This window comes from Rathayibacter sp. AY1H2 (genome assembly GCF_002931985.1).
Classification (GTDB): Bacteria; Actinomycetota; Actinomycetes; order Actinomycetales; family Microbacteriaceae; genus Rathayibacter.
The window spans coordinates 186,423-210,640 of sequence record NZ_PSUV01000003.1; the positions used below are offsets into that span (position 1 = coordinate 186,423).

Genomic DNA, 24,218 nt, shown 5'->3' on the forward strand with positions numbered 1-24,218 from the left:
CTCCCGCGGCGGGGAGCGCCGTCGTCAGGCGGTCTGCTCGGCGACCCAGTCCTGGATCTCGGCGATGAAGCGCCGGCGCGAGAAGACCCGGCTCCGGGCCCGGAAGGCGTCGACGTCGAGCGCGAGCGCACGGCGCAGCAGGTCGCTCCAGTCCGGATCGCCCTCGAGGTCGGCGATGACGCCCCCGCCGGCGAGGGACACGCTCTCGCGCACTCCGCCGATGTCGGTCCCGATGACCGGCGTCCCGCAGGCCATCGCCTCGACGGGCATGATCCCGAAGTCCTCGACGGCGGGGAAGACGTACACGAGCGCCTGCGCGTAGAGCGCGCGGATCAGCTGGTCGGAGGGCGAGATGACGAAGGTCACGTCGGCCCGGATCTCCTCGGCGTAGGCGCGGAGCCGCGCCTCCCAGGGGCCGTGCCCGGCGATGACGACCGGCAGCCCGGTGCGGGCTCCGGCGTCCATGACCTTCTCGAGGCGCTTGTAGGGGACGAACCGCGAGGCGCCCAGGATGAACGGCCGCGCGAGCGAGTCGAGGAGGCGCAGCTCGTCGTCGTCGAGCGGGGAGCGCCAGTCGGTGATCGTCGAGAGCAGCTCGGTGTTCACCGGCGGGTAGATGACCCTCGACGGCTGGTGCCACGCGTCGCGCACCCGCTGCCCGGTGAAGAGGCTGTTCACCGCGATGGAGGAGGCCTCGGCGGCGCGGAGGCGGTCGATCGGCTTGAGGAGCAGGCTCGCGGTGCGGGCGGCGAGGCTGCTGCCGCGGCCGTCGCGGTCGGGCTCCCAGATGTAGCGGGCCGGGGTGTGCGCGTAGACGAGCTTGCGGGTCGGTCCGCTGGTGCGGACGTGGTGGGCGAAGAGGTGCGAGCTGACCAGCACCCACTCGCGGGAGGCGCCGACCGGGAGCCGCCACGTGGGCAGCATCGCCGGCAGGGCGAGGACCTTGTGGCGGCGCAGCGGCGTGCGCGCCAGCCAGGACTCCGAGACGGGCCTGCCGACGACCTCGGCGCAGTCGCTCCAGAGGACGCGGACGTCGGCGTCGGCGAAGGCCTCGGTCATCGCCTCGAGCACGCGCTCGGCGCCTCCGCGGCGCTCGACCCACTCGTGCACGATCAGGCCGGGACCGACCGGGGGGACGGATCGGGAACGGGTGGTCGCGTCGATGACGGCAGTGATGATGGGCCCCTTCCCCCGGGCGTGCGGTGAGGATCGGGCGGCCATCCGGAGACGGGAGCGGCTCCGAATGCTTATCCGTCGTCGGTGACCGATCAGCAGTGCAGTAGAAGCTAACCGGCTCGTGGAGAAGGAATCGAAAGGCGAGTACGAGTCGTCGCAGAACGACGGGGAAAGGAGAGTCCGATAATCCGGATAAGCCGCGAGCGGAATGGCGAGGATCGTCTGGAGTGCGTCGCGGAGGCGCTATTCCCTCGGAGATCACAACGATGGAGGAGAGTCGCGGAGAGGAAGAAGTCACTCTTTCAGTGACGCCGTGCCGGAAGGATCAGGAGACGCCGATGCGCTGCAGGGTCTGCCACCGCCACTGGTCGCGGACGCCCTCGCGCACGGTGCGCACCGCCCGCCAGCCCAGCTCCCGGTCGGCGCGCGCCGGGTCGGCCCAGCTCGCGGCGAGGTCGCCCGGCCGGCGCCCCACGGCCCGCCACCGGACCGTCTCCCCGCTCGCCCGCTCGACCTCGTCGATCAGCTCGAGGACGCTCGTCGGTGAGCCCGTGCCGAGGTTGTAGACGCGGTGCCCGGGCCGCGCGCGCTCGAGCGCCGCGACGTGCCCGGCCGCGAGGTCGCAGACGTGGATGTAGTCGCGCAGCCCCGTGCCGTCGGGGGTCGGGTAGTCGTCGCCGAGGACGTCGACGCACCGGGAGGGGTCGCCTGCGGCCCGTGTCAGCACGGGCAGGAGGCTCCCCGGCGCCGTGGCCGGATCCTCGCCGATCCGCCCCGACGGGTGCGCGCCGATGGGGTTGAAGTAGCGGAGGCTGACCGCGCGCAGGAGGGGATCGGCGCGCGCGGCGTCGCCGAGGATCTCCTCGATGACGCGCTTGGTCGCGCCGTAGGGGCTCGCCGCGCTGAGCCCGGCGGGGGAGTCCTCCCCGACCGGCATCGCGCCGCCCGGGCTGTAGACGGCCGCCGAGCTCGAGAACACGACGGTGCGGATCCCCGCCTCCGCTGCGACCGAGAACGCCGCGGTGGCGAGCCCGACGTTGACCGTCCAGTACTCGAGGGGCCGCCGCACCGAGTCGCCGACCGACTTGAGCCCGGCGAGCAGGACCAGGGCGTCGACCGGTCCGTGGGCGGCGAGGAAGCGGGTCAGCGCGGCCGTGTCGCGCGCGTCGGCGATCAGGCGGGGGACCACCGAGCCGGTCAGCTCCTCCACCGCGTCGAGGGTCCGCTCGCTCGCGTGCGAGAGGTCGTCCACGACCAGCACCTCGTGGCCGCTCTCGAGGAGCGCGACGGCGGTGTGGCTCCCGATGTAGCCCGCTCCGCCCACCAGAAGGACTCGCATGCGGGGGAGCCTAGATCGGCTCCCGCGCGGCGTCGGCGCCGCTGCCGGGCCCGCGGATCCGTCGATCCGCGCCGCCGTCACCCGTGCGCGGGACGCCCTCTGCCGCGGTCGTAGCCCGCGATCGCCGCGGACTCGACGGCGAGCGCGACCAGCTTCTCGCCGACCGGGCGGGGCACCACTCCGAGCGCGGCGTCCGCGAATCCCGCGACCAGTGCCGTCCGCCGCTCGCTCCCGCCGCGGGCCAGGAGGCGCACGGCCGCGTCCCATGCGCCGGCCGCGGGCACCGCCTCCCGCACCTGCTCGGGGTGCAGCCGCTCGAACGTGCGGCGGGCCGCCCCCGAGAGGAACGCGCGCCGGCTGCGGACCGCCGCCGAGACGGAAGCGCCGTGGTGCAGGGCCTCGGCGCCGGGCTCGATCCGCACCGGCACTCCCAGGCGGTGCAGCCGGTAGCCCCAGTCGACGTCCTCCCAGCCGTACTCGCGGTAGTCGGTGCTGTAGCCGCCGACCCGGTCGTAGGTCGCCCGCGTCACCGAGACGTTGCCGCCCCAGTAGCGCCAGGCTGCGTCGGAACCCGCCGCGTAGGCGCCGCGGCGGAAGCGCTCGCCGGCCGGCCGGCCGTAGGCGCGGGAGTAGGCGGTGCCCGGGTCGACGTCGGGGCAGAGGCCGACGACGCCGACGACCGCGTCCCGATGGGCCCCGACGTGCGCGGCGGCCCAGCCCGGGCCGGGCTCGAGGTCGTCGTCGCAGCGGATCAGCACGTCGCCCCGCGCGGCGTCGAAGCCGGCGGTGAGCGCGGCGGAGCGCCCCCGGTTCTCGGGGAGCACGACGCGGCGCACGGGCACGGGGGAGGCGTCGAGGGCGCGCTCGCTGGCGTCGACGACGCCGTCGAGGACCACGACCACGTCGAGATCGCGGTGGGTCTGAGCCGCGAGGGCGGCGAGGAGGCGGGGCAGGCGGGCCGCCCCCGCGTAGCTGGGGACGACGACGCTCGCGACGCTCATCGGGACTCCTCGCCGCGCGGGCTGCTCTCGACCAGAAGCAGCTCCTCCAGCCCGCTCAGCACGCGCGCCAGGTCGTCGGCGATGGCGCCGGGATCGGTGGAGTGGAGGCGGGCGAGCCGGTCGGCCAGGCCGGAGAAGTCCTGCGGCTCGTCGTCGAGCGCCCGCCAGGTCGCGGCCACGCTCTCGCGCAGCGCGTAGGGGCTGCCCATCGGGGAGACGTCCAGCGGGAGCACCAGGACGCGCCCGTTCAGATCGACGGAGGCCGTGTCCGGGCGGCGCCGCCAGAGAAGGAGCCGGGGGTCCTCTGCCATCTTCTCCGCGTCCTCTCCGCTGATCACCGCCAGTGCGAGTAGAAATCCGCCAGCGCCTCTTATGGCGACGCCTCTCTCGCTATGTTTGCCGCCGACGCGCCAAGGGGTGTACGTCGAGCGACAGCACCGGAGGGCCGCCAATGTCGGAGTCTAATCCGCTCGCATCCAGCGATATCAGCGATAAGAGCGAGAAGAAGAGCGCGAATTCCGCGGGCGTCTTCGCACGGCGGACGGTCGTGGCCGGAGCGGTCTGGTCGGTGCCCGCGGTGATGCTGGCGCAGTCCGCCTCCGCCGTCTCGATCAGCTGCTTCCCGGTGGGGACGGTCTTCCAGGCGGTCGCCCGCGGACGCCTCCTCAGCGGCTTCCTCGGCGGCGTGAACCTCGACAATGTCGCCGGTGTCTCGGGCGTGACGGCGACTGCGCCGGCGTCGGGACCGAATCCGCCCGACCCGGTCGTCGTGACGGGCGGCGTCAACGCCACGGTACTGAACGGCATCGCCGTGAACGCGACCGGGCTGACCGGCACGCTCTCCTCCCTCCTCACGCTGGCGGCTCCCGCCGGCGTCGGCACCCTCAACCAGTACGCGGAGGCGAGCACCACCGGCACCGTCCGCGGAGCCTCCGGTGCGATCACCAATGCCGGCCAGCTGGCGCTGACCCCGACCTCGGGGAGCTACCCCGACTTCGGCACCGTCAACCTGCAGGCGATCCTCGCCGCCGTCGGCAGGCCGGATCTGTCTGACCTCCTGACCAACGTTGCCGGGCTCACCCTGCAGATCGGCGCCGTCACCGGACGCGCTGCTCTTCAGTCGGCCTGCGTGCCCGGGTCGGACAACCTGCAGCGCGACTACCAGATCACCAGGCTGAACCTGGTGCTCACGTCGACGGCGCTGACAGCTCTCGTCACCGCGGTGAGGAACGCCCTTGCTCTGATCGAAGACATTCGTGTTGCCACGGTCGCTGTTGTCACGGTCGACGTCGCCGCCATCCTGGCGGGAAACCTGCCCGGCGGAGGTCAGCCGATCCAGGCGAGCCTCGGGACGACTCCGGCGACGCTGACGATCGATCTCGCCTCGCTTCTCGGTCCTGCTCCCGGGCAGCCCGGGAGCACGCAGTTCGGCTCCTACTCCGCCTTCCTCAACAACCTGCCACCGAACTCGACTCTCCTCGTGGACAGCGGTCTCGGCGTTCCGGCAGCAGCCCTGACCGCTTTCACGACGACTCTGGTCACTGTTCTCACGCAGAGGCTGCGCGAGAACATCAGGATTTTCGGGACCCCGCTGAACAGCCCTGACGTGGCCGCCAGCGTCTTGACCCTGGTCCTGAACGTGCTGAACCCGTTGCTCGCGGCCCTGCCGGCTCTCGTCGGAGCCGTCGTCACCACCGCGATCACCCCGGTCTTCGCCGCCCTCCGGGACGTCATCCAGATCGACGTCAACGCGCAGAACCGCTCGACCAACCCGACCGGGCCCGCCGCCCTCGAGGCGCTCCCCGTCGGCCGCTACGACGTCGCGGCGCTCTACATCCGCGCGGTGGGGCTCGTGAACCTGCTCGACCTGTTCATCGCCCGCGGCTCCGTCGGGCCGAACGTCCGCACGGGCTAGCCGCGCGCTCGGCGCCGTCAGGCGCCGTGGACCACGAGGCCGTGCTCGACCATCGCGTCGAGCACGGCCTCGACGTGCGCCCGGGGGTCGCCCGCGGGCGGGGCGCCGTGCTCGGCGACGACGGCCCCGGTCAGCGCGTCGACCGTCGCGGGCGTCCCGAGAGCACGCCACAGCACCGGGCCGATCCCGGTGAGCGTCTCGACCCGCTCGTCGAGGAGGCAGCTGACCACTCCGTCGCGCTCGACCCACTCGACGCCGGCGGCGCGCGCGAGCAGACCCGGGCCGGGCGCCGCCGCATCGGCCTCGGGCGCGTCGGCGACGACCGGCGACGGCTCCCCGATCCGCTCGAGGAGGGGCAGCACCGTCTCCGCCTCGCGGTAGTGGAGCACCCGGGCCCCGCCGACGGAGTCGAGCAGCCCCGCGAGGTGGTGCAGCGCCGCGGGCAGCCGTGCGAAGTGGCTCAGCTCGGGCAGCAGCACCGAGAGCGCCTCGTCGAAGGCGATCGGCTCGAGCCGGGGCTCCGCCGGGCCGGACGGGTCGCGGGCGATCAGGAGCAGGGCGGCCAGGCGCAGCGGAGCGTCCGGCAGCGGCTGCAGGCCCATCACGGCGGGAGAGCGGTGCCGCTTCCAGTCGCCGCCGTCGAGGAGGGCGACGGGCTTCCGGAACGGCAGCACCCGCCCGTCGCGGCGGACGGCGAGCGTCTCGTCGGTCACGTACCCGTACCGCCGAGCGGCGAGGCTCACGAGGGTCGACTTCCCGGCACCGGGCCGGCCGACGAACGCGACGACGCGGCCGTCGGTCAGGGCGACCGCCGAGGCGTGCACGCTGAGCAGCCGGCCCTCGCAGGCGTCGGCCGCCGCGAGGGTGAGCGCGGCGCCGATGTGCTCGGCGAGGGCGTCCTCGGTCGGCTGCGCGATCACTCCCGGCTCCCCGATCGGCTCGGTCAGCGACACCCGGTACTCGGAGCCCGGGCGATCGGCGTCGTCGTCCACGTCGTTCCACGACTCCTCCACCTCCGCCACGAAGCGGTCGGGGACGGTGTCGTCGAAGGTGAAGCGCACGCCGAGCCCGAAGGGGGCGCGGATCAGTCGGCGGGTCATGTCAGGTCCTGTCCGTCCGTCGGAGGTGGTCCCACGCGAGCGGAGCCGTGCGGGCGCCGCGGCGCAGCCGCCGCCACCAGCCGGCCGCCACGTCGATCCGGCGCGGGCCGATGGCGGGGTCGGCGGCGCGCAGGGCGTGGGGAGCGGGGAAGACGGCGCGGGCGAGGAGCAGCGGCCGCTGCCGCCAGCCGGCCGCGCGCACGGCCTGCACCCACCCCGCGGAGGCGTGGGGCGAGCTCGCGTTGATCCGCCACGCCCGCAGCTCGGCCGCGGGCACCTCCCCGGCGCGCGCGCGGATGCCGAGCGCATCGAGGAAGGGCTGCGCGGTCTGGACGGCGCCGAGCTCCTCCGCCGCCGCCCGGAGCGGAGCGTGCAGCTGCGCGCGGGCGGCCACCGCCTCGACGAGCAGGTCGTAGTCGGAGGGCCGCGTGAGGCGCGGGTCGGTGATCTGCCAGGCGTCGCGGAGCGCGTGCAGCGCCAGCACGAGCGCCGAGTCGGCGACGCTCGCGGTCGCGACCGGACGGCCGGCCAGCTCCACGATCCGGTGCCGGCTCCACAGCGCCTCGAAGGCGTCGCGCGGCGGCACGAGGAATCCCGGCCACCGCCAGTGCACGTCGATGTCGACCGGCCACGCGGCGTGCCGGTAGGAGCGCGAGTGCTTGGCCGCGAGCGTCGGTCCGTCCGGCCAGGGCCGCTCGGTCCAGCCGTCGGCGGCCAGGAGGGCCAGGATCCCGGGCAGGTCGTCGGGGGCGACCAGAAGGTCGACGTCGCCGGAGGCGCGGGGCGGCCGGAGCCGGTCGGCGGCGGCGGTCGGTCCCTTGAGCACGAGTGCGCGCAGGCCCGCCGCGTCGGCCCGCCGGTGGACGAACGCCGACACGAGCGGCACGGCCTCGTCGGCCCAGAGAACGCCCACGAGCTCCATCCGGTCAGTATTCCAGCGCTCCCGCGGCCCGCGGAGCCCGGCCGGGCCCGGTGGAGCCGGGCGCTCGTCTCGGTGAGGATGGGCGCGCGGGCCGCGGGGGCACCGCACGGAGGCGGGCGGGGCGGCGGATGATCCACGGGGGAGCGGGCGGCGCCGGGCGGCCTCCGGTGGCGCTCGCGACCAACAACGGCGACATCGGCGGCGGCGAGGTGATGCTGCTGAGCATCGCGGAGGCGCTCGAGGCGCTCGAGGTGCCTGTCGTGGTCGTCGGCCCCTCGGAGCCGCGTGCGCTCGTCGCCGCCGCCCTCGCCGCCGGCCACCGGGTCGTCGAGCTCGAGGCCGCGGGCAGACCCGCCTGGATGCGCGCGCTGCGGCGCTGGGACGCCACCTCCCGCGAGGGCGTGCTGTGGTGCAACGGTCTGGTGCCGGCCGTCGCGACGGCAGGGCGTCCGCGGCGGATCGTGCACCTGCACCAGCGCCCGTCCGGCCTGCAGCGGCTGCTCGCGCCCGTCGCCCGCCGCGGCGCCCTGGCGACCCTCGTCCCCTCCCGCTACCTGGCGGGGGTCGTCCCCGGGTCGACCGTGCTGCCGAACTGGAGCCGCCGCGTCGACCTGCCGGAGGCGCGGCAGCGGGAGGACGGGACGACCGTCCTCGGCTTCCTCGGGCGTCCCTCGCTCGCGAAGGGGGTGCGGGTCCTCACCGAGGCGCTGGCGCTGCTGGAGGCCGGGGAACCGGGCGCGTATCGCCTGGTGCTGGCGGGCGAGCCCCGGTTCGTGGCGGAGCGGGAGCGTCGCGAGGTGGAGGCGGCCCTCGCTCCGGTCGCCGCTCTGGTGGACCGGCCGGGGTGGATCGAGCCCGGCGACCTCTTCGCGCGGATCGACCTCCTGGTGGTGCCGTCGGTGCAGCCGGAGTCGTTCGGCCTGGTCGTGACGGAGGCGATGTCGGCCGGCGTCCCCGTGGTGGTGAGCGATGCCGGTGCGCTCCCCGAGGTCGTCGGCCCGTCGATCGACGCCACGTTCCGAGCCGGGGATCCGCGGGCTCTGGCCGAGCTGATCAGAGCCCGGAAGAAGAGAGGACTATCGGAGTCGCGGGAGAGGGATCGTGCCCGCTGGAACGATTCCTACTCCCCGTCCTCCGGGAAGTCGGCTATCGACGGACTTCTGGCGCGGATGGCCCTCTCCGATGATTCCTGATCCTCCCGCCAGGAGACCGATCCGCTTTCCGGGGAATGCCGCGGGGAGCCTCTCCTCCTCCCTCGGGAAAGGACGACGATGACCCGCGAACCGGAAGTCCTCAGAGTGCTCGGACTGTTCCTCAAGCACTCGACACTGCGCCTGGCTCCGGGCGAGCCCTTCGCCCGCGGGAGGCTGCCGTACCGGGCCGACCTCCTCCGGGACGACTCGACGCGGCTCCTCGTCCCCGGTCACGCGTCTCGGCCCGCGCACGTGAAGCTCCGCGACGTCGTGGAGCACCGCACGGGGCTGAACGTGGACACGCAGCTGCGCGCGCTCCGGGCGGTCCGCTCGGCCGACGCGGTGCTCTGCGTCCTCGAGCCGGAGGCGGGTCTCCCCGCCCTGCTCCGGCGCGCGCGGCTCGGGCCGTACGGCCGCACGCCGCTCGTGGTCCTCTCCTGCTGGTGGGCGGAGGAGCTGCTCACCGGCTCGCCGCAGCGGCGCCGACAGGTGGTCCGGCTGCTCCAGGGCGTGGACCGGATCATCGTGCTCAGCGAGAACCAGCGCGAGCTCTTCGCCCGGCACGGCGTCGACGAGCGGCGGATCGCACCGGTGCTCTTCGGGGTCGACTCGGACTACTACCGGCCCGTTCCGCCGCGTCCGAAGCGGTTCGAGGTGCTCGCCGTCGGGGTCGACCGCGGGCGCGACTTCGACTCGCTGGTCGCCGCCGCCGAGCGCCTGCCGCACCGGCGGTTCGACATCGTGACCACTCCTGCGCGACGGCCGTCCCGGGCCCTGCCGGCCAACGTCGTCCTGCACGATCCCGTCCCGGTCGGCCGGCACCGCGACAACCTGCGCGACGCCGAGCTCGTCGTCGTCACCAGCCACGACCTCGCCTACCCGACGGGCCAGAGCGTCCTGCTGGAGGCCTCCGGCTGCGGGACCTGCACGGCGGTCACCGCGAGCGCCGCGATGACCGGCTACGTCCGCGACGGCGAGACGTCCTTCTCGCTGCCCCTGCACGATCCAGCGGGGATCGCGGCGGTGCTGGAGGCGGTGCTGAGCGACGACGGGAAGCGGGCCGAGGTCGCCCGCGCGGGCCGGGAGCGGGTGCTGGCCGAGCTGAACGCGCGGCACATGTGGGCGGGCGTCCGCGCGGTCCTCCGCGACGCGGTCCGCGAGCGCGGCCGCGTCTGAGCGGCGGTCGGCCGGGGCCCCACCAGGCGACCTCCGTCGCGCCGGGAAGGGCCCGCCGACCGGGACCTCCGCGCCCCGGACCCGCGGATCCGCGCCGGATCGGGCGGACGCGGGAGGCGCTACTCCGGCGGCAGAGCGCGGGCGCGAGCGGACCGCTCCGCGAGCAGAGCGAGACCCGCGCCGATCACGACGAACGAGATCGGGGCGAAGAACACCTCGCCCAGCTGCGTCGCGCACAGCAGCACCAGGATGCTCGCCGCGCCGACCGCGTGCCCCGGGCGGCTCCCGGCCCCGGCGGCCGTCGTCGCGAAGCCGGCCACGAGCACGGTGCCGACGACGCCGACGAGCAGCACGACGCCGCCCTCGGCCATCAGCGCCAGGTAGGAGTTGTGGAAGAACCAGTCGATCCCGTCGACCCGCGCGGTCGCCTCGCCGAGTCCGGAGCCGGTCCACGGCGAGAGCGCCACCTTGTCGACCGAGGCGTCGAGGATGCGGGCGCGCAGGGCGTCGGAGCCGGCCCGCTCCACCCCGTAGTCGCCCGCCGTCGCCAGGTTCCGCTCGGCCCAGAGGAACAGCAGGACGAGGCCGCCGCCGAGGAGCGCGCGGAAGAGCAGGCGCAGGTACGGCGCCGCGACGAGACACACGAGCGCGCAGGCGTAGGCCGCCATGGACGTGCGGGAGTCGGTGGCGACGACCGCAGCGGCTCCGAGCGCGAGCACGCCGATCCGCAGCCACAGCCGCGAGCCGAGCGCCGAGACCAGCAGTGCCGCCGCTCCGTAGACGAGACCGGCCACGTTCTTGTCCTGGAGGAAGCCGGTCAGGGCGCCCTGGTAGCTGTCCGGGGCGAGTCCCGCGACGAACAGCACAGCGTTCAGCGACAGGGCCGCGGCGAGTCCTTTGAGCCCCGAGACCACGTCGATCCGCCCGCTCGCGAGGAAGCCCGCGGCGAGCATGACGAGCGCGATGTTCGCCGCCCGGCGCAGGGCGTCGAGGCCGTCGAAGGACGAGCCGGCGAGGACGAAGGCGAGCAGGGCGAGGCACAGCCACGGGTACCAGGCGGCCCGTCCGAGACGGCGGGTGGGCCGCCGGAAGAGGCTGACGAGGACCAGGGCGGCCAGCGCCGTCTGGGCCAGCGGGACGCTCCCCGGGAGGAAGGGGGTGGGGAGCCGGTAGACCAGGAGGCCCATCAGGACGGCATCGAGTATCCGAGCGGAATGTGCTATCGGAAAGGCCTCGTGAACGAGCGGGGAACGCCTCTCGACGACGATCTCTCCCCCTGGCGCGGACATGTCGTCATCCTCGCAGAAAGGGCCTCCCGAGGGGTCGGGGACCGCCTAGGGAAAGGCGCTCCGCATTGCTAGCGTGACCGACACCTCAGCATCGTCGTGCGGCGCATGCGCGGCACGCAGAAAGGTGCGCAGTGACTGTCGTCGATCTCATCGCTTTCACCCGGCGGAACTGGCGGACCCTCGTGGTCGCCGTGCTCGTCGGAGCCCTGGCGATGGCCGCCTTCTCGTTCCTCACTCCGAAGGTCTACGAGTCGAGCTCGGCCGGATTCGTGATCGCCGCGAGCGACGGCAGCTCGGCCGATGCGATCAGCGGGTCGCAGACCGCAGTGACCCGGGCCAACGCCTACCTGCCGCTGATCTCGAGCAGCGCCGTCTCCGAGCGGATCGAGGCCGACCCGGAGGCGAATCCCGGCGGGGAGGCCCTGAGCGGCCGCCTCACCGCGAGGGTCGCTCCGGGCAGCACCCTGATCGAGGTCACCGCCGCGGCCGGGACCGCGCAGAACGCCGCCGCCCTGGCCAACGGGGCGCTCGCGGCGCTGGCGGCCGTCATCACCGACATCGAGACGCAGTCCACCGCGGACCGCACACCGCAGATCACCGTCGTCCCGCTCGAGAACGCGGAGCCGCCCGCCGCCCCGACGAGCCCCGACTGGGTGCGGAACATCCTGCTCGGCGCCCTGGGCGGCCTCGTGCTCGGCTTCGGTCTCGCCTTCCTCCGCCGGGCCCTCGACATCCGCGTGCGGACCGTCGACGACCTCACCGAGCTCTTCGGCGTCGGCGTCCTCGGCCGCATCCCCAAGGCCGGACGCCCGGGCCGGACCGGCGGCCGCCGCGGCACCGACGCGCTCACCGCGGAGGCGTTCCGCTCGCTCCGGACGGGCCTGCGCTTCTCCAGCGTCGACGAGGAGACGCGCAGCGTCGTGATCACCAGCGCCAACCAGGCCGAGGGCAAGTCCACGATCGCCGCCGGACTGGCCCGCGTCACCGCGGAGTCCGGGCAGCGCACCCTCCTGGTCGACGCGGACCTCCGCCGGCCCTCCGTGGCGCGGATGCTGGACATCGACGGCGCCATCGGCCTCAGCGAGGTCCTCAGCCACCAGATCCCTGTGGACGACGCGATCCGCCCCACCGGCACCGCGGGCCTCTACGCCCTCCCGGCCGGCCACATCCCGCCGAACCCGTCCGAGATGCTCGGCTCCGAGGCGATGCGCGCCCTGGTCGCGCGCCTCTCGAAGGACTACTTCGTCATCATCGACGCCCCGCCCGTGCTGCCCGTCACCGACGCCTCCATCGTCGCGACCGTCGTCGACGGCGTCGTCTTCGTCGTCGCCTCGAACCAGACGCGCCGGCCCGAGGTCGTCGCCGCCCGGCGGATCGTCCAGCAGGTCCGCGCCCGCGTGCTCGGCACCGTGCTCAACATGGTCACCGCCCGCGACGGCGACACCGGGTACTACTACTACGACCGCAAGAACGCGTACTACGCCGAGCCGCAGCCGGCGACGGGGCGCAAGCGCGCGGCGACGGCACCGCGCCGGTCCGAGCTCGCCCCGGTGGAGTCGCGGGCCCTGCCTCCGCAGACGTCCCGCCGGGCGGCTCGATGAGCGGGCGCCTGCTCCTGCTCTGCCATGCGAACGTGGCACGGTCGCCCTCGGCCGAGCTGATCGCGGCGCGCCTGCTCGGCGCCGGCTCCGACTGGCGGGTCGAGAGCGCGGGAACGCACGCGGAGGTCGGCCGCGGGCTCGACCCCGAGCTCAGCGATGCGCTGCGGGCCCGCGGGCTCTCCACGGCCGGGCACCGCGCGCGCCAGGCCGACGGCCGGATGCTCGCCGGCACCGACCCCGTGCTCGTGTTCGAGGCGGGCCAGCGCGAGTGGGTCACCCGCCACTTCCCGGCCGCCGCGCGCCGCACCACCACGGTCCGCCGGGCGGCGCGGCTGGCGGGAGCCGCCCCCGGCGTCCCGCTCCTGCGGCTGCTCGCCGACGACACCGCCCCCTACGGCGCCGAGGACGACTTCGCCGACCCGTTCGGGCGCGGACCGGACGTCGCTGCGGCGGCCGCCGAGGACATCGATGCCCTGCTCCGGGTGATCCTCCCCGCTCTCGGTGCTCTGCCCGTCGGCGCGGAGCCCCCGGCCGCCACCGTCCGGAGCACCCGCCGCTCGCTCCGCCGGGACCGCGCCGCCGAGACGGTCGCGAGGTGACCGCCGAGGGGGTGAGCGTCGTGATCCCGCACTACGGCGACCCCGCGCCCGCGCTCGCCCTCGTCGAGCGGCTCCGCAGCCAGGAGTCGCCCCCCGCCCTCGAGATCGTCGTCGTCGACGACGCCTCCCCGGTCCCGTTCCCGACCGGGACCGACGGAGTGGAGGTCGTGCGGCGCGAGCGGAACGGCGGCTTCGGCGCAGCGGTGAACACGGGCGCCGCCCGGGCGCGACACCCGCTGCTCCTGGTACTCAACAGCGACCTCGTCGTCGGGCCCTCCTTTCTCCGCGACCTGCTCGAGGCGGGACGGCCGTGGCTGCCCGCGGTCGTCGCTCCGGACCTCGTCGACGCGGGCGGGGAGCGGCAGTGGGTCGGCCGGCGCTTCCCACGGCTGCGCCACTACGTCGTGGAGTGGCTCACTCCGCTCGCGCGCTGGCGACCGCGGCTGCACGCGGCCGTCGGCCACGACACCCGGTGCACCCCGGGCGCGACGGTGCCGGTGGACTGGGTGGTGGGCGCCGTGATGCTGCTGCCGGTGGCCGAGTTCCGCGCGGTCGGCGGGTTCGACGAGTCCTTCCACATGAACTGCGAGGAGGTCGACCTCCAGCGCCGGCTGCGCGAGCGCGGCGTGCCCTCGGTCTTCGCCGGCTCCGTCGTCGCCGAGCACACGGGAGGCGGCTCCTCCGACCCCGCGCGCCGACTGGTCTGGCTGGTCGCCTCGCGCCTGCGCTACGCCGGCAAGTGGGGCGGGCGCCCCGCCGCCCTCGCCGCGGCCCTGCGCGCCGCCTCCGCCGTGAACCTCGCCGCCAACGCGGTGCGCGCCGCCGCCGGCAGCGACGTGCGCCCGCTGGCCGTCCTCCGGCGCGAGCTCCGGCTCGTCGCCGCCGCCGAGGCGGCGTCCCGGTGAGCGGGCCCGTGCTCGTGGTGAGCCCGGTCTTCCACGGCTACTGGGAGGCGCTCGAATCGGCGCTGGCCCACCTGGGCGACGACGTGGTCGTCCACCGCTACGACGCCGCGACCGGGCTGGCCCACGTGCGCGACGCCCTCGGCCACCGGCTCCCCGGGGGCCGGCTCCGGCGCTCGTCGATGCGCGCCGAGACCGACCGCGCGATCGCGGCGCTGCGCGCCGTCCGGCCCCGGGCCGTCCTCGTGGTGAAGGGCGACTCCCTCGGCGACGCCTGGTGGGAGGAGGTCGGCCGCGCCGGCGTCCCCGTGGTGCTCTGGCTCTACGACGAGCTCCGCAACATGGGGCACCCCGTCGACCGCCTGCGCTCCCTTGCCGGGGAGGCGGTGTCGATCGTCAGCTACTCCGCCGCCGACGTCGCCGAGCTCGCCCGCGCGGGGGTTCCGGCCGGGCACCTGCCCGACGCCTTCGACTCCCTCCTCTCCTTCCGCCCCCGCCCCTCCTCCGCGGTGACCTTCGTCGGCGCCCGCTACCCCGAGCGCGAGCGCGTGCTGCGGGAGCTCGCGGCCGGCGGGGTCGCGGTCGAGGCGTACGGGCGGCAGTGGTCACGCCATCCCTGGGACGTAGCGCGCACCGGCCGCTGGCGCTCGGCCGGCGTCCCCGCCCGCCGCGACGTCCCGCGGGCGGGCTACTACGGAGTGATGGCCGGCTCGACCGCGACCCTGGCTCTGCACGGCGCGGGCCACGGCGGACTCTCGATGCGCGCCTTCGAGGCGCCGGGCGTCGGGGCGCTGACCCTGATCGACCGGCCCGAGGTGGCGGAGTTCTACGAGGTGGGCAGCGAGGTGCTCGTCTTCGAGGAGCGCGACCAGCTCGTCGAGCACGTGCGGCGGGCGGGCGCGGACCCCTCGTGGGCGCGGCGCATCCGCGAGGCGGGCGCGCGCCGCACGGGCGCCGAGCACACCTTCGTGCACCGGATGCGGGAGGTGAGGGCCCTGTGGCGCTGACGCACCCGACCGACCTGGAGGCCTGGCGCCGCTGGCAGCGCGGCCGCGACCCGCTGCGCACCGCCCGGGCGGCGCTGCGGCGCTCCGAGCCGACCCGCCTGGTGCTGCACGTGCGCGGCGAACGGCCCGCGGTCCTGCTCGCGGTGGAGGCGTCGACGGCGAGCGCCCTCGCCTCGACCGCGGCCTCGCTCGCGCCTCTCGGCGGGGCTCCCGCGGCGGTCCTCGCTCCCTCCGGAGCCGGCGACGCGCTGTCCGGGCTGCTGCCGGGCCGCTGGAGTGCGCACCCGGTCGACCCGGAGGCGGACCCGCCCGCCGAGCTGCGGAGCCTCCGCGCCGTGATCGCCACCGGCCACTTCCTCGCGGCGGGAGCGGCCGCCCACCGCTGGTCCGGGATCCTCGGCGCCCGCTTCCTGGTCGTGCAGCACGGCCTGCTCACCCCCTCCGCCCCGCCGCTCCCGCCCGGAGCGACGCTGCTGGCGTTCTCGGAGGAGGACGCGGCCTTCTGGACCTCCGGCCGCAGCGACGTGGAGACCGAGGTCGTCGGCAGCCAGCTGCTCTGGACCGCGTCGCGCCGCCCGCGCCCCGAGCGGCTCGAGGAGCGGCCCCTGTTCCTCGGCCAGCTGCACGGCGCGGAGCTGCCCCGGCGGACGGCCGCGGCCACCGCCTCCCGCTTCTGCCGCGAGGCGGGCGCCGACTACCGCCCCCACCCCGCCGAGGTCGACCGCCGCTCGCGCTGGCAGCACGCGCGGTGGGAGCGCCGCGGCATCCGGGTGCTCCGCGGCGGCGACCTCGCCGCGCAGGCCCGGCCGGTCGCCTCGATCTTCTCGACCGGGGTCCTCGAGGCCGCGGCCGCCGGGATCCCCGCGTGGGTCGTCTGCGATGACCCGCCCGCCTGGGTGCTCGAGTTCTGGAGCCGGTACCGGCTCGCGCGCTGGGGCGGGGAGACGCCGACCGCGGCTCCGCCCGTCCCGTCCGTCGAGCCGGCCGTCGCCGTCGCCCGCCGGGCACTCGCCATCGCCGAAGGAGGCACCCCGTGACCGTTCTCTGCGTCATCCCCGTGCGCGGGGGCTCGAAGGGCGTCCCGCGCAAGAACGCCCGCCCCGTCGCGGGCCGCCCGCTGGTGGTCTGGAGCATCGAGCAGGCGCTCGCCGCCGGTCTCGACCTGCTCGTGTCGACCGACGACCCCGAGCTGGCCGCGATCGCGGAGGGGGCGGGAGCGGACGTGCCGTTCCTCCGGCCCGCCGAGCTGGCGCGCGACGAGACGGCGACCGAGTCCGTCGTGCTCCACGCGATCGAGCACCGGGCCGCGCTGGGGCGCCGCCCGGACGCGGTGATGCTGCTCCAGGCGACCTCGCCGATCCGGCTCCCGGGCACCCTCGCCCGCGCGCTCGAGCAGTTCGCCTCGACGGGGGTCGACTCGCTGGTGGGCGTCGTCCCGCAGACGCCGTTCCTCTGGCGGCTGCAGGAGGGGGCCGCCGTGCCGCAGTACGACGTCACGGCCCGGCCGCGGCGCCAGGACCTCGCCGAGGCCGACTTCTTCTACCGCGAGACCGGGTCCCTCTACCTCACCCGCACCGAGGTCTACGAGCGCGAGCGCAACCGGATCGGCGGCCGGGTCGGCCTGTTCGTCATGGACGAGGCGGAGGGCGGGGACATCGACACCGAGGCGGACCTCGCGGTGGTCGAGCAGACCCTCCTCAGCCTGTCGGCGGGAGGCGGCGCATGATCATCGACCGGCACCTCGCCCCGTTCATCGTCTTCGCCGAGGACCCGGTGCTCACCGCGCTGGCCAAGATCAACGCGAACAAGCAGCGGATCGTCTTCTGCGTCGACGGGCACGGGATCCTCCGCGGGTCGGTGTCCGACGGGGACTTCCGCCGCTGGATCATCGCGAACCCGACGGCCTCCCTCGACGTCCCGGCCCTCGCCGTCGCGAACACCGCCGTCCGCACGGCGGGAGCGGACGAGCCGGCCACCGCGATCGCCGCCCGGCTCGGCCGCGACGGGATCAGCCACCTCCCGCTCGTCGACGACCGCGGGCACCTCGTCGCGATCGCGGTCGAGGGCGACCGGGCGCTGCGGATCGGCCGCCACGAGGTGGGCGACGGCCACCCGGCCTTCCTGATCGCGGAGATCGGCAACAACCACAACGGATCGGTCGATCTGGCGCGGCGGCTGGTCGACCTCGCGGTCGAGGCGGGCGCCGACGCGGTGAAGTTCCAGCTGCGCGACCTCGACTCCCTCTACCGGCGCGCCGGCGGGGCCACCGCGGGGGAGGACCTCGGCGCCCAGTACACGATCGACCTCCTGCGCCGCTTCTCGCTGCCCGCCGAGCCGCTCCTCCGGGTCTTCGACCACGCGGCCGAGGCCGGGATCGACATCCTCTGCACCCCGTGGGACGCCCCGAGCGTGCAGGCGCTCGTCGACTACGGGATCCCGGGCCTCAAGATCGCCTCGGCGGACCTCACCAACCACGGGCTGATCGAGGACGCCGGCACCCGGGGACTGCCCCTGCTGCTCAGCACCGGGATGTCCCGCGAGTCCGAGATCCTCGAGTCGGTCGCGCTGCTGCGCTCGCTCGGCACCTCCTTCGCCCTGCTGCACACCCAGTCGACGTACCCGGCGCCCTACCGCGACCTCAACCTCGCCTACCTCGACCGGCTCGCCGAGATCGGCGGCGGCGTCGTCGGCTACTCCGGCCACGAGCGGGGCTGGCACGTCCCGGTCGCCGCGGTCGCCCGCGGGGCCCGCATCGTCGAGAAGCACTTCACGGTCGACCGGGGGATGGAGGGCAACGACCACACGGTGTCCCTGCTCCCGGACGAGTTCCGCCGCATGGTCGGCGAGATCCGCGACATCGAGGACTCGCTCGGCACGCGCGACGCCCGATCGGTCTCGACGGGCGAGTCGATGAACCGCGTCTCGCTCGCGAAGTCGCTGGTCGCCTCCCGCGACCTCTCGATCGGGGACGTGGTGCGCGCCGCCGACGTCGTCGTCCGCAGCCCCGGCCGGGGCCTCCAGCCCAACGAGCTGCCGCAGCTGCTCGGCCGCGCGCTCCACCGCGACGTCGAGGAGGGCGGGTTCTTCTTCGCCGGCGACCTGCGCGAGAGCACGCCGTCCGGCCGGCCGTTCCGGTTCCGCCGCCCCTGGGGCCTGCCGGTGCGGTACCACGACCACGCGGCGCTCGCCACGGAGTCGAACGCCGACTTCCTCGAGTTCCACTTCTCGTACCGCGACCTGGAGATCGAGCCGGACGACGTGTTCACCCGCCGCCTCGACTCCGGCTTCACCACCCACCTGCCGGACCTGTTCGCGGGCGACTTCCTCGTCGACCTCGCCTCCTTCGACGACGACGTGTGGGAGCGCTCGATCGCGGAGGTGCAGCGCACCGTCGAGACCACCCGGAGCCTCGCGCGCTGGTTCCGCCAGGAGGAGGACCCGATGATGGTCGTCACGATGGGCGGCTTCACCCGCCACGCGCACGTGGCTCCGGATCAGCGCGCTCCCCTCTACGAGCGCGTTGCCGACGCCCTCGAGCGCATCGACACGAGCGGCGTCCGCGTGCTGGCGCAGACCCTCCCGCCCTACCCGTGGCTCATGGGCGGGCAGCAGTTCCACAACCTCTTCGTGGACCCGCGCGACACCGCGGAGTTCGCGGCCGCCACCGGCACGCCGCTCTGCCTCGACGCCTCGCACACCAAGCTCGCGGCGAACCACCTCGGGCTCGCCTTCTCGGAGGCGGTGGCGCTGCTCGCTCCGCTCAGCGCGCACCTGCACCTCGTCGACGCGACGGGTGTCGACGGCGAGGGGGTGCAGATCGGCGAGGGCGAGATCGACTGGCCGGACTTCGCGGCGTCGCTCGACGAGCTGGCGCCCGGGGTGCCGTTCATCCCCGAGATCTGGCAGGGGCACGTCAACAGCGGCGAGGGCTTCTGGACCGCGCTCGAGCGGCTGGAGGAGTGGCTGTGACCCCGCTCGCGCTCTGGGCGGTGCCGGTCGGCGAGTTCGGCGGGGTGGCCCGCCACGTCCTCGACGCCGCACGGCGCGGGATCCCCGGCCACCGGCTCGTCGTGCTCTGCCCGGAGGGAGCGCTCGCCGAGCGGCTGCGGGAGCAGGGCTCGGCCGTGACGACCGGGCGCTTCGGAGTGTCCGCCGGTGCCGCCGCCTCCGTGGCGACCCTGCGCGCGACCGCGGCGGCTCTCCGCCCGGCGGTCGTCCACTCCCACCTCGCCCACGCCGACCTCGTGACCGCGGCGACCCCGCTGCCCCGCGGGGTCCGCCGCGTCACGACGGAGCACGGCATCGCCGGGCCCGACGTCTACCACCGCACCGCACTGCGGGCGCGGACGACCGCGGCGGCGCACCACGCGCGGCTGCGGTCGTTCGACGGCGCGATCGCCGTCTCGGAGGCCACCCGCCGCACCATGATCGAGAAGTGGCGTCCGAGCCTGCCGGTGCAGGTCGTGCTGAACGGAGTCGACGCCGCGCCCCGCGACCGCGAGCCGGGGGAGCCGGGCTCCCTCCGGGTCCTCTCGCTCGCGCGCCTGGCGCCGGAGAAGCGCCTGGACGCGCTGCTCGAGGCCTTCGCGGTGCTGCGCCGGCGCGTCCCCGGCGCCACGCTGACCGTCGCCGGCGAGGGACCGCTCGACGGCGCCCTGCGCGCCCGGGCCGAGCGGCTCGGCCTCGGCGACGCCGTGTCGTTCCCCGGCTTCGCCGATCCGGAGGCGGCGCTCGCCGCGGCGGACGTCGTCGCCCAGCTCTCGGTCTGGGAGAACTGCTCCTACACGCTGCTCGACGCGGCCGCCCGCGGGATCGGCGTGGTCGCCTCCGCGGTGGGCGGGAACCCCGAGATCGTCGAGCGGGACTCGCTGGTCGACGCCGACGACCCGGAGGCGGTGGCCGCGGCGCTGGAGCGGCAGGCGTCGAGGGCCGCGGCTCCTCGCGCCGTGCGGGACGTCTCCATCATGTGCGGCGGGATCGCCGCCGTGTACGAGGGGGTGGCGGCGTGAGCGGCGGGTCCCTGCGACCGGGGCTGCGCACCCTCCTCTCGCTGGCCGGCGCCGCCTCTCCGGGCTGGATCACCGCCGCCGTCGCGGGCTCCCTCGCGCTCGCGATCCTCGACACCCTGGGCGTCGCCGCGATGGTGCCGCTCATGGCGCTGCTCACCGGGACCGACACCACCACGGGCGCGCTCGGCGTCCTCTCCGGCGTCCTCGGCTCGACGGACGTCCAGACCCTCCTCCCGATCATCGCCGGCTTCGTCGCGGTCGTCTTCGTGCTCAAGAGCGCCGGGACGATCGTCTTCCGGTGGTGGCTGCTCGGCCGCACCACGCGGATATCGGCCGACGCTGCGACGGAGCTGCTCCGGCGGTACGTCCTCGCGCCCTACGCCGTCCACCGCTCCCGGCGCCTCGCCGAGGTGTACCGGACCATCAACGACGCCAGCGCGCAGGCGGCCGGCGTGCTGCTCGGCGTGATCGGCATCGCCTCCGACCTGCTGGTGCTCGTCGCGATCGTGGCGATCCTGCTGGTCGCCTCGCCGGTCGCGACCCTGTTCGCGGCCGTCTTCTTCGCGGTGCTGCTCGGCGGCGTCCAGGCCCTCCTGCGGCGGCGGCAGGGCCGGATCGGCGAGGAGATGGCGGAGGCGGCGCTGGAGTCGTGGCAGTACCTGCTCCCCTCGCTCGACGGGTTCCGCGAGGCGCGCCTCACCTCGAGCGCGGCGAGCCTGGTCGCCGGCTTCAGCGGGGCCAAGCGCCGCAGCGCCCAGGCTCTGCGCTCCCTCTCGCTCGTCTCGGAGCTGCCGAAGTACCTGCTCGAGATCGGCTTCGTCGTCGCCGTCGTGGGCGTCTCGGGGATCCTGGTCGCCACCGGCTCCGGCGCCGAGGCGCTCTCCGTCCTGGGCGTCTTCGCGGCCGCCTCCCTCCGCGCCCTGCCGACCCTCAACCGCGTCTCGGCCACCTTCGCGATCGTGCGCAGCGGGCAGGCGGGTCTGCGGATCGTCTCCGAGGCGGCCGAGGAGCTCGCCTCTGAGGGGGCGCACGACGAGAGGCCCGGGCCGGGCGGCCGCTACTCCGGCGACATCGCGCTCGAGCACGTCACGTACCGCTACGCCGACTCCGACGTGGACGTGGTGCGGGACGTCTCCCTGGTGATCCAGCGGAACGCCACGACCGCCTTCGTCGGATCCAGCGGCGCCGGCAAGAGCACCCTCCTCGACCTGGTTCTCGGCCTGCTCCCGCCCACGAGCGGCCGGATCCTCTGCGGCGGGCGGCCGATCGACGAGGACCCCGCGGCCTGGTACGCGGGGCTCGGCGTGGTGCCGCAGGACGTGTTCCTCCTGGACGCGACCGTCGCCGCGAACGTCGCCTTCGGGGTCCCGGCGGCCGAGGTCGATCACGAGCGCGTGCGCGAGGTGCTGCGGACGGCGCAGCTCGAGGAGTTCGTCGGCGGGCTGCCGCAGGGTCTGGACACCCGCGTGGGCGAGCGCGGCGTCCGCCTCTCCGGCGGCCAGCGCCAGCGGCTCGGCCTCGCCCGGGCGCTGTACCGGCGCCCCTCCGTCCTCGTCCTCGACGAGGCGACCTCGGCGCTCGACAACCGCACGGAGCACGAGATCTCGCGTGCCGTCGCCGAGCTGCACGGCAGCATGACCGTCCTCGTGGTCGCCCACCGGCTCTCGACCGTGCGCGGCGCCGACCGGCTGCTCTTCCTCGACGGCGGCCGGATCGAGGGGGCCGGCACCTTCGAGGAGGTGCGGGCCGCGCACCCCGGCTTCGCCCAGCTCGTAGCGCTCGGAGAGCTCTCGTGAGCGGGGGAGGCCCGCGGTGGTGACGCTCGGCGACGTCCGCTCGGCGCTGCTGGCGCCCCTCCGCCGACGGGGCACGACGGTGCTGCTGCCCGGCGAGTCGTTCGGGGTCGGGAACCTCGCCTACTTCTGGCTGCAGGCCCACGCCCGCCGGAGCCGCGGGGTGCCGACCGCGGTGCGTGCGACGCGGAGGACCGCGGAGTGGGCGGAGGTCTTCCCGCGGGTCCTCGAGGAGCTCGTGGTGCCCCCGGCGGAGATGTCGTTCTTCAGCCCCCGCGAGTTCGGGAGCGTCCACCAGGAGCTCGGCGTGGAGTTCACGACGGACGAGCTGGCGGACTTCGTCGCGACGATGCTGCTCCCGCCCGGCGGTCCCTTCACCGCTCTGGTGGCGGCGGCGCGACCGGAGGCGGACCTCACCGTGAACATCCGGCGCGGCGACTACTACAGCGTCCCGGCCTTCCGCGGCCGCTACTCCTTCGACGTGGTCGAATACGTCGACGCGGCGCTCGCCCTGGCCCGCGAGCGGGAGCCCGTGCGCAGCGTCCTGATCGTGTCGGACGACCTCGACTGGTGCCGGGTGAAGCTGGCCCGCGTCCTCGAGGGCCTCGAGGTGCGCTTCCCGGGGGCGGGGACGCCGGTGCCGCAGCAGCTCGCCCTGCTGGCCGCGTCCCGCCGCCTCGTGCTGACGAACTCGACCTTCTCGTACTGGGGCGCTCATCTCGGCGACCACGTGCACGGCGGCGCCGACGTGATCGCGCCGTGGTTCCACAGCCGCGCGTGGAACGGAGGGGCGGCGACGCAGCTCGACCCGCGCTGGCGGGTGGTCCGCGACCTCCCCGGCGGCTGGGACGGCTGACGCGGCGAGTCGGAGGCGGGCGGCGGCGCGGGGCTCGCGGGCGCCGGTGGGGGCTGCGGGCGGGCGGCTCCGGGGCGCGACCGGGCGTGGACGGCCGCGGGCTCTCGGCTCCGGGCTCGCGGCTCCGGGCCTCAGCGCAGGACGTGGCCCTCGACGTCGACGGGAGCCCGGGCGGTGAGGCGCTTCAGCCGCATCGCGGGGCGCTCGACCAGCAGCCAGCTCGCCCACGCGAGGGGGACCGTCGCTGCGACCGAGAGCGCGATGTACGCCCAGAGCGGCACGTCGGCTCCGGCTCCGACGATCGCCAGCGAGAGCAGCTGCTGCACGGGGAACGCGTAGATGTACATCCCGTAGGAGACGTCGTGGGTCGCGCCCACCCGGCGGAGGGGGAGCCGGGCGCCGAGCGCGACCATCAGATAGGCGAGGGGGAGGCCGGCGAGCACGCGGTAGAGGCCGGTCGCGATCACGAGGACGAGCAGCACGGCCGCGATGGCGGTGAGCGCGCCCGTCAGGGGGAGGCGGTCGCGGTACAGGTGCACGAGCGCGCCGGCGAGGAAGTACCCGACGAGCGTCACCGTCTGGTTGAGGGGCGCCGGGAACGGGACGAGGTCCGTCGCGAGCACCGCCGCGACGAGGGTGAGGCCCGCGAATCCCGTGACCACGAGAGGGCGCACCCAGCGCGCGGGCGCCAGGGAGACGAGCAGGCCGATCACGACGTAGCTGACGAACTCGTAGAACAGGCTCCAGAGCGAGCCGTTCCACGCGCCCGGGTAGGGCACGGAGCCGAGCATCTCCGCGATGCCGTACTCCCGGATGTAGAGGGCCGCATCGGCGACCACGAAGCGCACCGCCCCGGCCGCGCTGTACTCGCCGGCTCCGAGGAGGAGCGACGCGAGCGGTGCGGCGACGAAGGCCACGACCAGGAGCGAGACGAGGAAGGCGGGATAGATGCGGAGGAAGCGCCGCCAGAGGAAGTCGACCAGCGATCGCGAGCGCAGCCGGCTCGCGGTGATCAGGAAGCCGGAGGTGGCGAAGAACCCGCCGACCGCCCAGGCGCCGAGGGTGGAGCCGCCGAACCCGGGGTCGTCGCCGTAGCCGCCGAGGGGGAAGGAGTGCGACACCATGACGAGGACCGCCAGCCCGAGCCGCAGGGCGTTGATGCTGTTCGACCGCGGGTCGAAGGCGGAGCCGACGGTCGGGCGCGTGCGCGGGCGTGGCGCGCGGGCGGGCGCGGCGGTGCGCCGGCCGTTCTCCTGGCGGGTCATGCGCACATCCTGCTGACCCCGGCCGCCGCCGTCGATCGGGCGTGGGACGCGCCGCGCTCCTCCCGGAGGGCCCGC

At 75.0% G+C, this 24,218-nt stretch carries 21 protein-coding genes; 13 read left to right on the top strand and 8 right to left on the bottom strand.

The features are described from left to right. Window positions 1-24: 24 nt before the first annotated feature. The 4 genes from C5C29_RS04455 to C5C29_RS04470 all read right to left on the bottom strand — a co-directional run bounded on the left by C5C29_RS04455 (window position 25) and on the right by C5C29_RS04470 (window position 3,827). Complete coding sequence (locus C5C29_RS04455; protein ID WP_104227213.1) at window positions 25-1,221, bottom strand: glycosyltransferase; 1,197 nt, start codon at window positions 1,219-1,221, stop codon at window positions 25-27. Between the two features lie 280 nt (window positions 1,222-1,501). Continuing rightward, window positions 1,502-2,515: a UDP-glucose 4-epimerase GalE gene (gene galE / locus C5C29_RS04460; protein WP_104233571.1), complete on the bottom strand. Its 1,014-nt coding sequence runs from the start codon at window positions 2,513-2,515 to the stop codon at window positions 1,502-1,504. Between the two features lie 77 nt (window positions 2,516-2,592). Then, on the bottom strand, window positions 2,593-3,516 hold the full coding sequence (locus C5C29_RS04465; RefSeq protein WP_104307986.1) for a glycosyltransferase family 2 protein: 924 nt from the start codon (window positions 3,514-3,516) through the stop codon (window positions 2,593-2,595). Beyond that, window positions 3,513-3,827 (bottom strand): hypothetical protein, encoded by a 315-nt coding sequence (locus tag C5C29_RS04470; protein ID WP_146079006.1) that lies wholly within the window; start codon window positions 3,825-3,827, stop codon window positions 3,513-3,515. Before C5C29_RS04470 ends, C5C29_RS04465 begins: the two co-directional genes overlap by 4 nt. Window positions 3,828-3,967: 140 nt before the next feature. Here C5C29_RS04470 and C5C29_RS04475 point away from each other — a divergent pair, with 140 nt between their 5' ends. Then, a complete protein-coding gene (locus tag C5C29_RS04475) occupies window positions 3,968-5,431 on the top strand; it encodes a choice-of-anchor G family protein (RefSeq protein WP_146083456.1) in 1,464 nt (487 codons plus the stop codon). Between the two features lie 17 nt (window positions 5,432-5,448). On the opposite strand, the gene C5C29_RS04480 is transcribed toward C5C29_RS04475, so the two are convergent. Together C5C29_RS04480 and C5C29_RS04485 are read right to left on the bottom strand one after the other, a co-directional pair. After that, window positions 5,449-6,531 carry a PqqD family protein gene (locus C5C29_RS04480; RefSeq protein ID WP_104307988.1) on the bottom strand — a complete coding sequence of 361 codons (1,083 nt, stop codon included), beginning with the start codon at window positions 6,529-6,531 and terminating at the stop codon, window positions 5,449-5,451. Window position 6,532: 1 nt separating this feature from the next. Further along, window positions 6,533-7,453: a nucleotidyltransferase family protein gene (locus C5C29_RS04485; RefSeq protein WP_104233575.1), complete on the bottom strand. Its 921-nt coding sequence runs from the start codon at window positions 7,451-7,453 to the stop codon at window positions 6,533-6,535. Between the two features lie 128 nt (window positions 7,454-7,581). Here C5C29_RS04485 and C5C29_RS04490 point away from each other — a divergent pair, with 128 nt between their 5' ends. After that, entirely contained in the window at window positions 7,582-8,646 is a 1,065-nt protein-coding gene (locus C5C29_RS04490; protein WP_104307989.1) for a glycosyltransferase family 4 protein, read from the top strand. A 78-nt stretch (window positions 8,647-8,724) separates the two neighbouring features. After that, window positions 8,725-9,822, top strand: a complete 1,098-nt coding sequence (locus C5C29_RS04495) for a glycosyltransferase family 4 protein (protein ID WP_104307990.1) — start codon at window positions 8,725-8,727, stop codon at window positions 9,820-9,822. A 119-nt stretch (window positions 9,823-9,941) separates the two neighbouring features. Here C5C29_RS04495 and C5C29_RS04500 read toward each other — a convergent pair whose 3' ends face one another. Continuing rightward, window positions 9,942-11,009 (bottom strand): O-antigen ligase family protein, encoded by a 1,068-nt coding sequence (locus C5C29_RS04500; RefSeq protein ID WP_104307991.1) that lies wholly within the window; start codon window positions 11,007-11,009, stop codon window positions 9,942-9,944. A gap of 233 nt (window positions 11,010-11,242) precedes the next feature. On the opposite strand from C5C29_RS04500, the gene C5C29_RS04505 reads away from it, so the two are divergent. The 10 genes from C5C29_RS04505 to C5C29_RS04550 are packed head-to-tail and all read left to right on the top strand — an operon-like array spanning window position 11,243 to window position 22,878. Next, window positions 11,243-12,712: a polysaccharide biosynthesis tyrosine autokinase gene (locus C5C29_RS04505; protein ID WP_104307992.1), complete on the top strand. Its 1,470-nt coding sequence runs from the start codon at window positions 11,243-11,245 to the stop codon at window positions 12,710-12,712. Continuing rightward, a complete protein-coding gene (locus C5C29_RS04510; RefSeq protein ID WP_104307993.1) occupies window positions 12,709-13,311 on the top strand; it encodes a hypothetical protein in 603 nt (200 codons plus the stop codon). Before C5C29_RS04505 ends, C5C29_RS04510 begins: the two co-directional genes overlap by 4 nt. Continuing rightward, a complete protein-coding gene (locus C5C29_RS04515) occupies window positions 13,308-14,216 on the top strand; it encodes a glycosyltransferase family 2 protein (protein WP_104307994.1) in 909 nt (302 codons plus the stop codon). Before C5C29_RS04510 ends, C5C29_RS04515 begins: the two co-directional genes overlap by 4 nt. Beyond that, entirely contained in the window at window positions 14,213-15,220 is a 1,008-nt protein-coding gene (locus tag C5C29_RS04520; protein ID WP_104307995.1) for a glycosyltransferase, read from the top strand. The genes C5C29_RS04515 and C5C29_RS04520 overlap by 4 nt, the downstream gene beginning before the upstream one ends. After that, entirely contained in the window at window positions 15,211-16,257 is a 1,047-nt protein-coding gene (locus C5C29_RS04525) for a hypothetical protein (protein ID WP_104307996.1), read from the top strand. The genes C5C29_RS04520 and C5C29_RS04525 overlap by 10 nt, the downstream gene beginning before the upstream one ends. After that, entirely contained in the window at window positions 16,254-16,946 is a 693-nt protein-coding gene (locus C5C29_RS04530) for a cytidylyltransferase domain-containing protein (protein ID WP_104307997.1), read from the top strand. The genes C5C29_RS04525 and C5C29_RS04530 overlap by 4 nt, the downstream gene beginning before the upstream one ends. After that, a complete protein-coding gene (locus C5C29_RS04535; protein WP_104307998.1) occupies window positions 16,943-19,189 on the top strand; it encodes an N-acetylneuraminate synthase family protein in 2,247 nt (748 codons plus the stop codon). The genes C5C29_RS04530 and C5C29_RS04535 overlap by 4 nt, the downstream gene beginning before the upstream one ends. Further along, window positions 19,186-20,229, top strand: a complete 1,044-nt coding sequence (locus C5C29_RS04540) for a glycosyltransferase family 4 protein (protein WP_104307999.1) — start codon at window positions 19,186-19,188, stop codon at window positions 20,227-20,229. Before C5C29_RS04535 ends, C5C29_RS04540 begins: the two co-directional genes overlap by 4 nt. Continuing rightward, window positions 20,226-22,025: an ABC transporter ATP-binding protein gene (locus tag C5C29_RS04545; protein ID WP_104308000.1), complete on the top strand. Its 1,800-nt coding sequence runs from the start codon at window positions 20,226-20,228 to the stop codon at window positions 22,023-22,025. Before C5C29_RS04540 ends, C5C29_RS04545 begins: the two co-directional genes overlap by 4 nt. 19 nt (window positions 22,026-22,044) lie before the next feature. Beyond that, on the top strand, window positions 22,045-22,878 hold the full coding sequence (locus C5C29_RS04550) for an alpha-1,2-fucosyltransferase (RefSeq protein WP_146083457.1): 834 nt from the start codon (window positions 22,045-22,047) through the stop codon (window positions 22,876-22,878). 131 nt (window positions 22,879-23,009) lie between these two features. Here C5C29_RS04550 and C5C29_RS04555 read toward each other — a convergent pair whose 3' ends face one another. After that, window positions 23,010-24,143, bottom strand: coding sequence for an acyltransferase (locus tag C5C29_RS04555; protein WP_104308002.1), 1,134 nt, complete (start codon window positions 24,141-24,143; stop codon window positions 23,010-23,012). Window positions 24,144-24,218 lie beyond the last annotated feature (75 nt).

What these genes read in the sequence shown, in the direction of transcription:
- C5C29_RS04490 (WP_104307989.1), top strand. Translation starts at nt 7,582, where the DNA reads ATGATCCACGGGGGAGCGGGCGGCGCCGGGCGGCCTCCGGTGGCGCTC.
- C5C29_RS04510 (WP_104307993.1), top strand. Translation starts at nt 12,709, where the DNA reads ATGAGCGGGCGCCTGCTCCTGCTCTGCCATGCGAACGTGGCACGGTCG.
- C5C29_RS04535 (WP_104307998.1), top strand. Translation starts at nt 16,943, where the DNA reads ATGATCATCGACCGGCACCTCGCCCCGTTCATCGTCTTCGCCGAGGAC.
- C5C29_RS04470 (WP_146079006.1), bottom strand. Translation starts at nt 3,827, where the DNA reads ATGGCAGAGGACCCCCGGCTCCTTCTCTGGCGGCGCCGCCCGGACACG.
- C5C29_RS04485 (WP_104233575.1), bottom strand. Translation starts at nt 7,453, where the DNA reads ATGGAGCTCGTGGGCGTTCTCTGGGCCGACGAGGCCGTGCCGCTCGTG.
- C5C29_RS04555 (WP_104308002.1), bottom strand. Translation starts at nt 24,143, where the DNA reads ATGACCCGCCAGGAGAACGGCCGGCGCACCGCCGCGCCCGCCCGCGCG.
- C5C29_RS04475 (WP_146083456.1), top strand. Translation starts at nt 3,968, where the DNA reads ATGTCGGAGTCTAATCCGCTCGCATCCAGCGATATCAGCGATAAGAGC.
- galE (WP_104233571.1), bottom strand. Translation starts at nt 2,515, where the DNA reads ATGCGAGTCCTTCTGGTGGGCGGAGCGGGCTACATCGGGAGCCACACC.
- C5C29_RS04480 (WP_104307988.1), bottom strand. Translation starts at nt 6,531, where the DNA reads ATGACCCGCCGACTGATCCGCGCCCCCTTCGGGCTCGGCGTGCGCTTC.
- C5C29_RS04465 (WP_104307986.1), bottom strand. Translation starts at nt 3,516, where the DNA reads ATGAGCGTCGCGAGCGTCGTCGTCCCCAGCTACGCGGGGGCGGCCCGC.
- C5C29_RS04455 (WP_104227213.1), bottom strand. Translation starts at nt 1,221, where the DNA reads ATGGCCGCCCGATCCTCACCGCACGCCCGGGGGAAGGGGCCCATCATC.
- C5C29_RS04495 (WP_104307990.1), top strand. Translation starts at nt 8,725, where the DNA reads ATGACCCGCGAACCGGAAGTCCTCAGAGTGCTCGGACTGTTCCTCAAG.
- C5C29_RS04500 (WP_104307991.1), bottom strand. Translation starts at nt 11,009, where the DNA reads ATGGGCCTCCTGGTCTACCGGCTCCCCACCCCCTTCCTCCCGGGGAGC.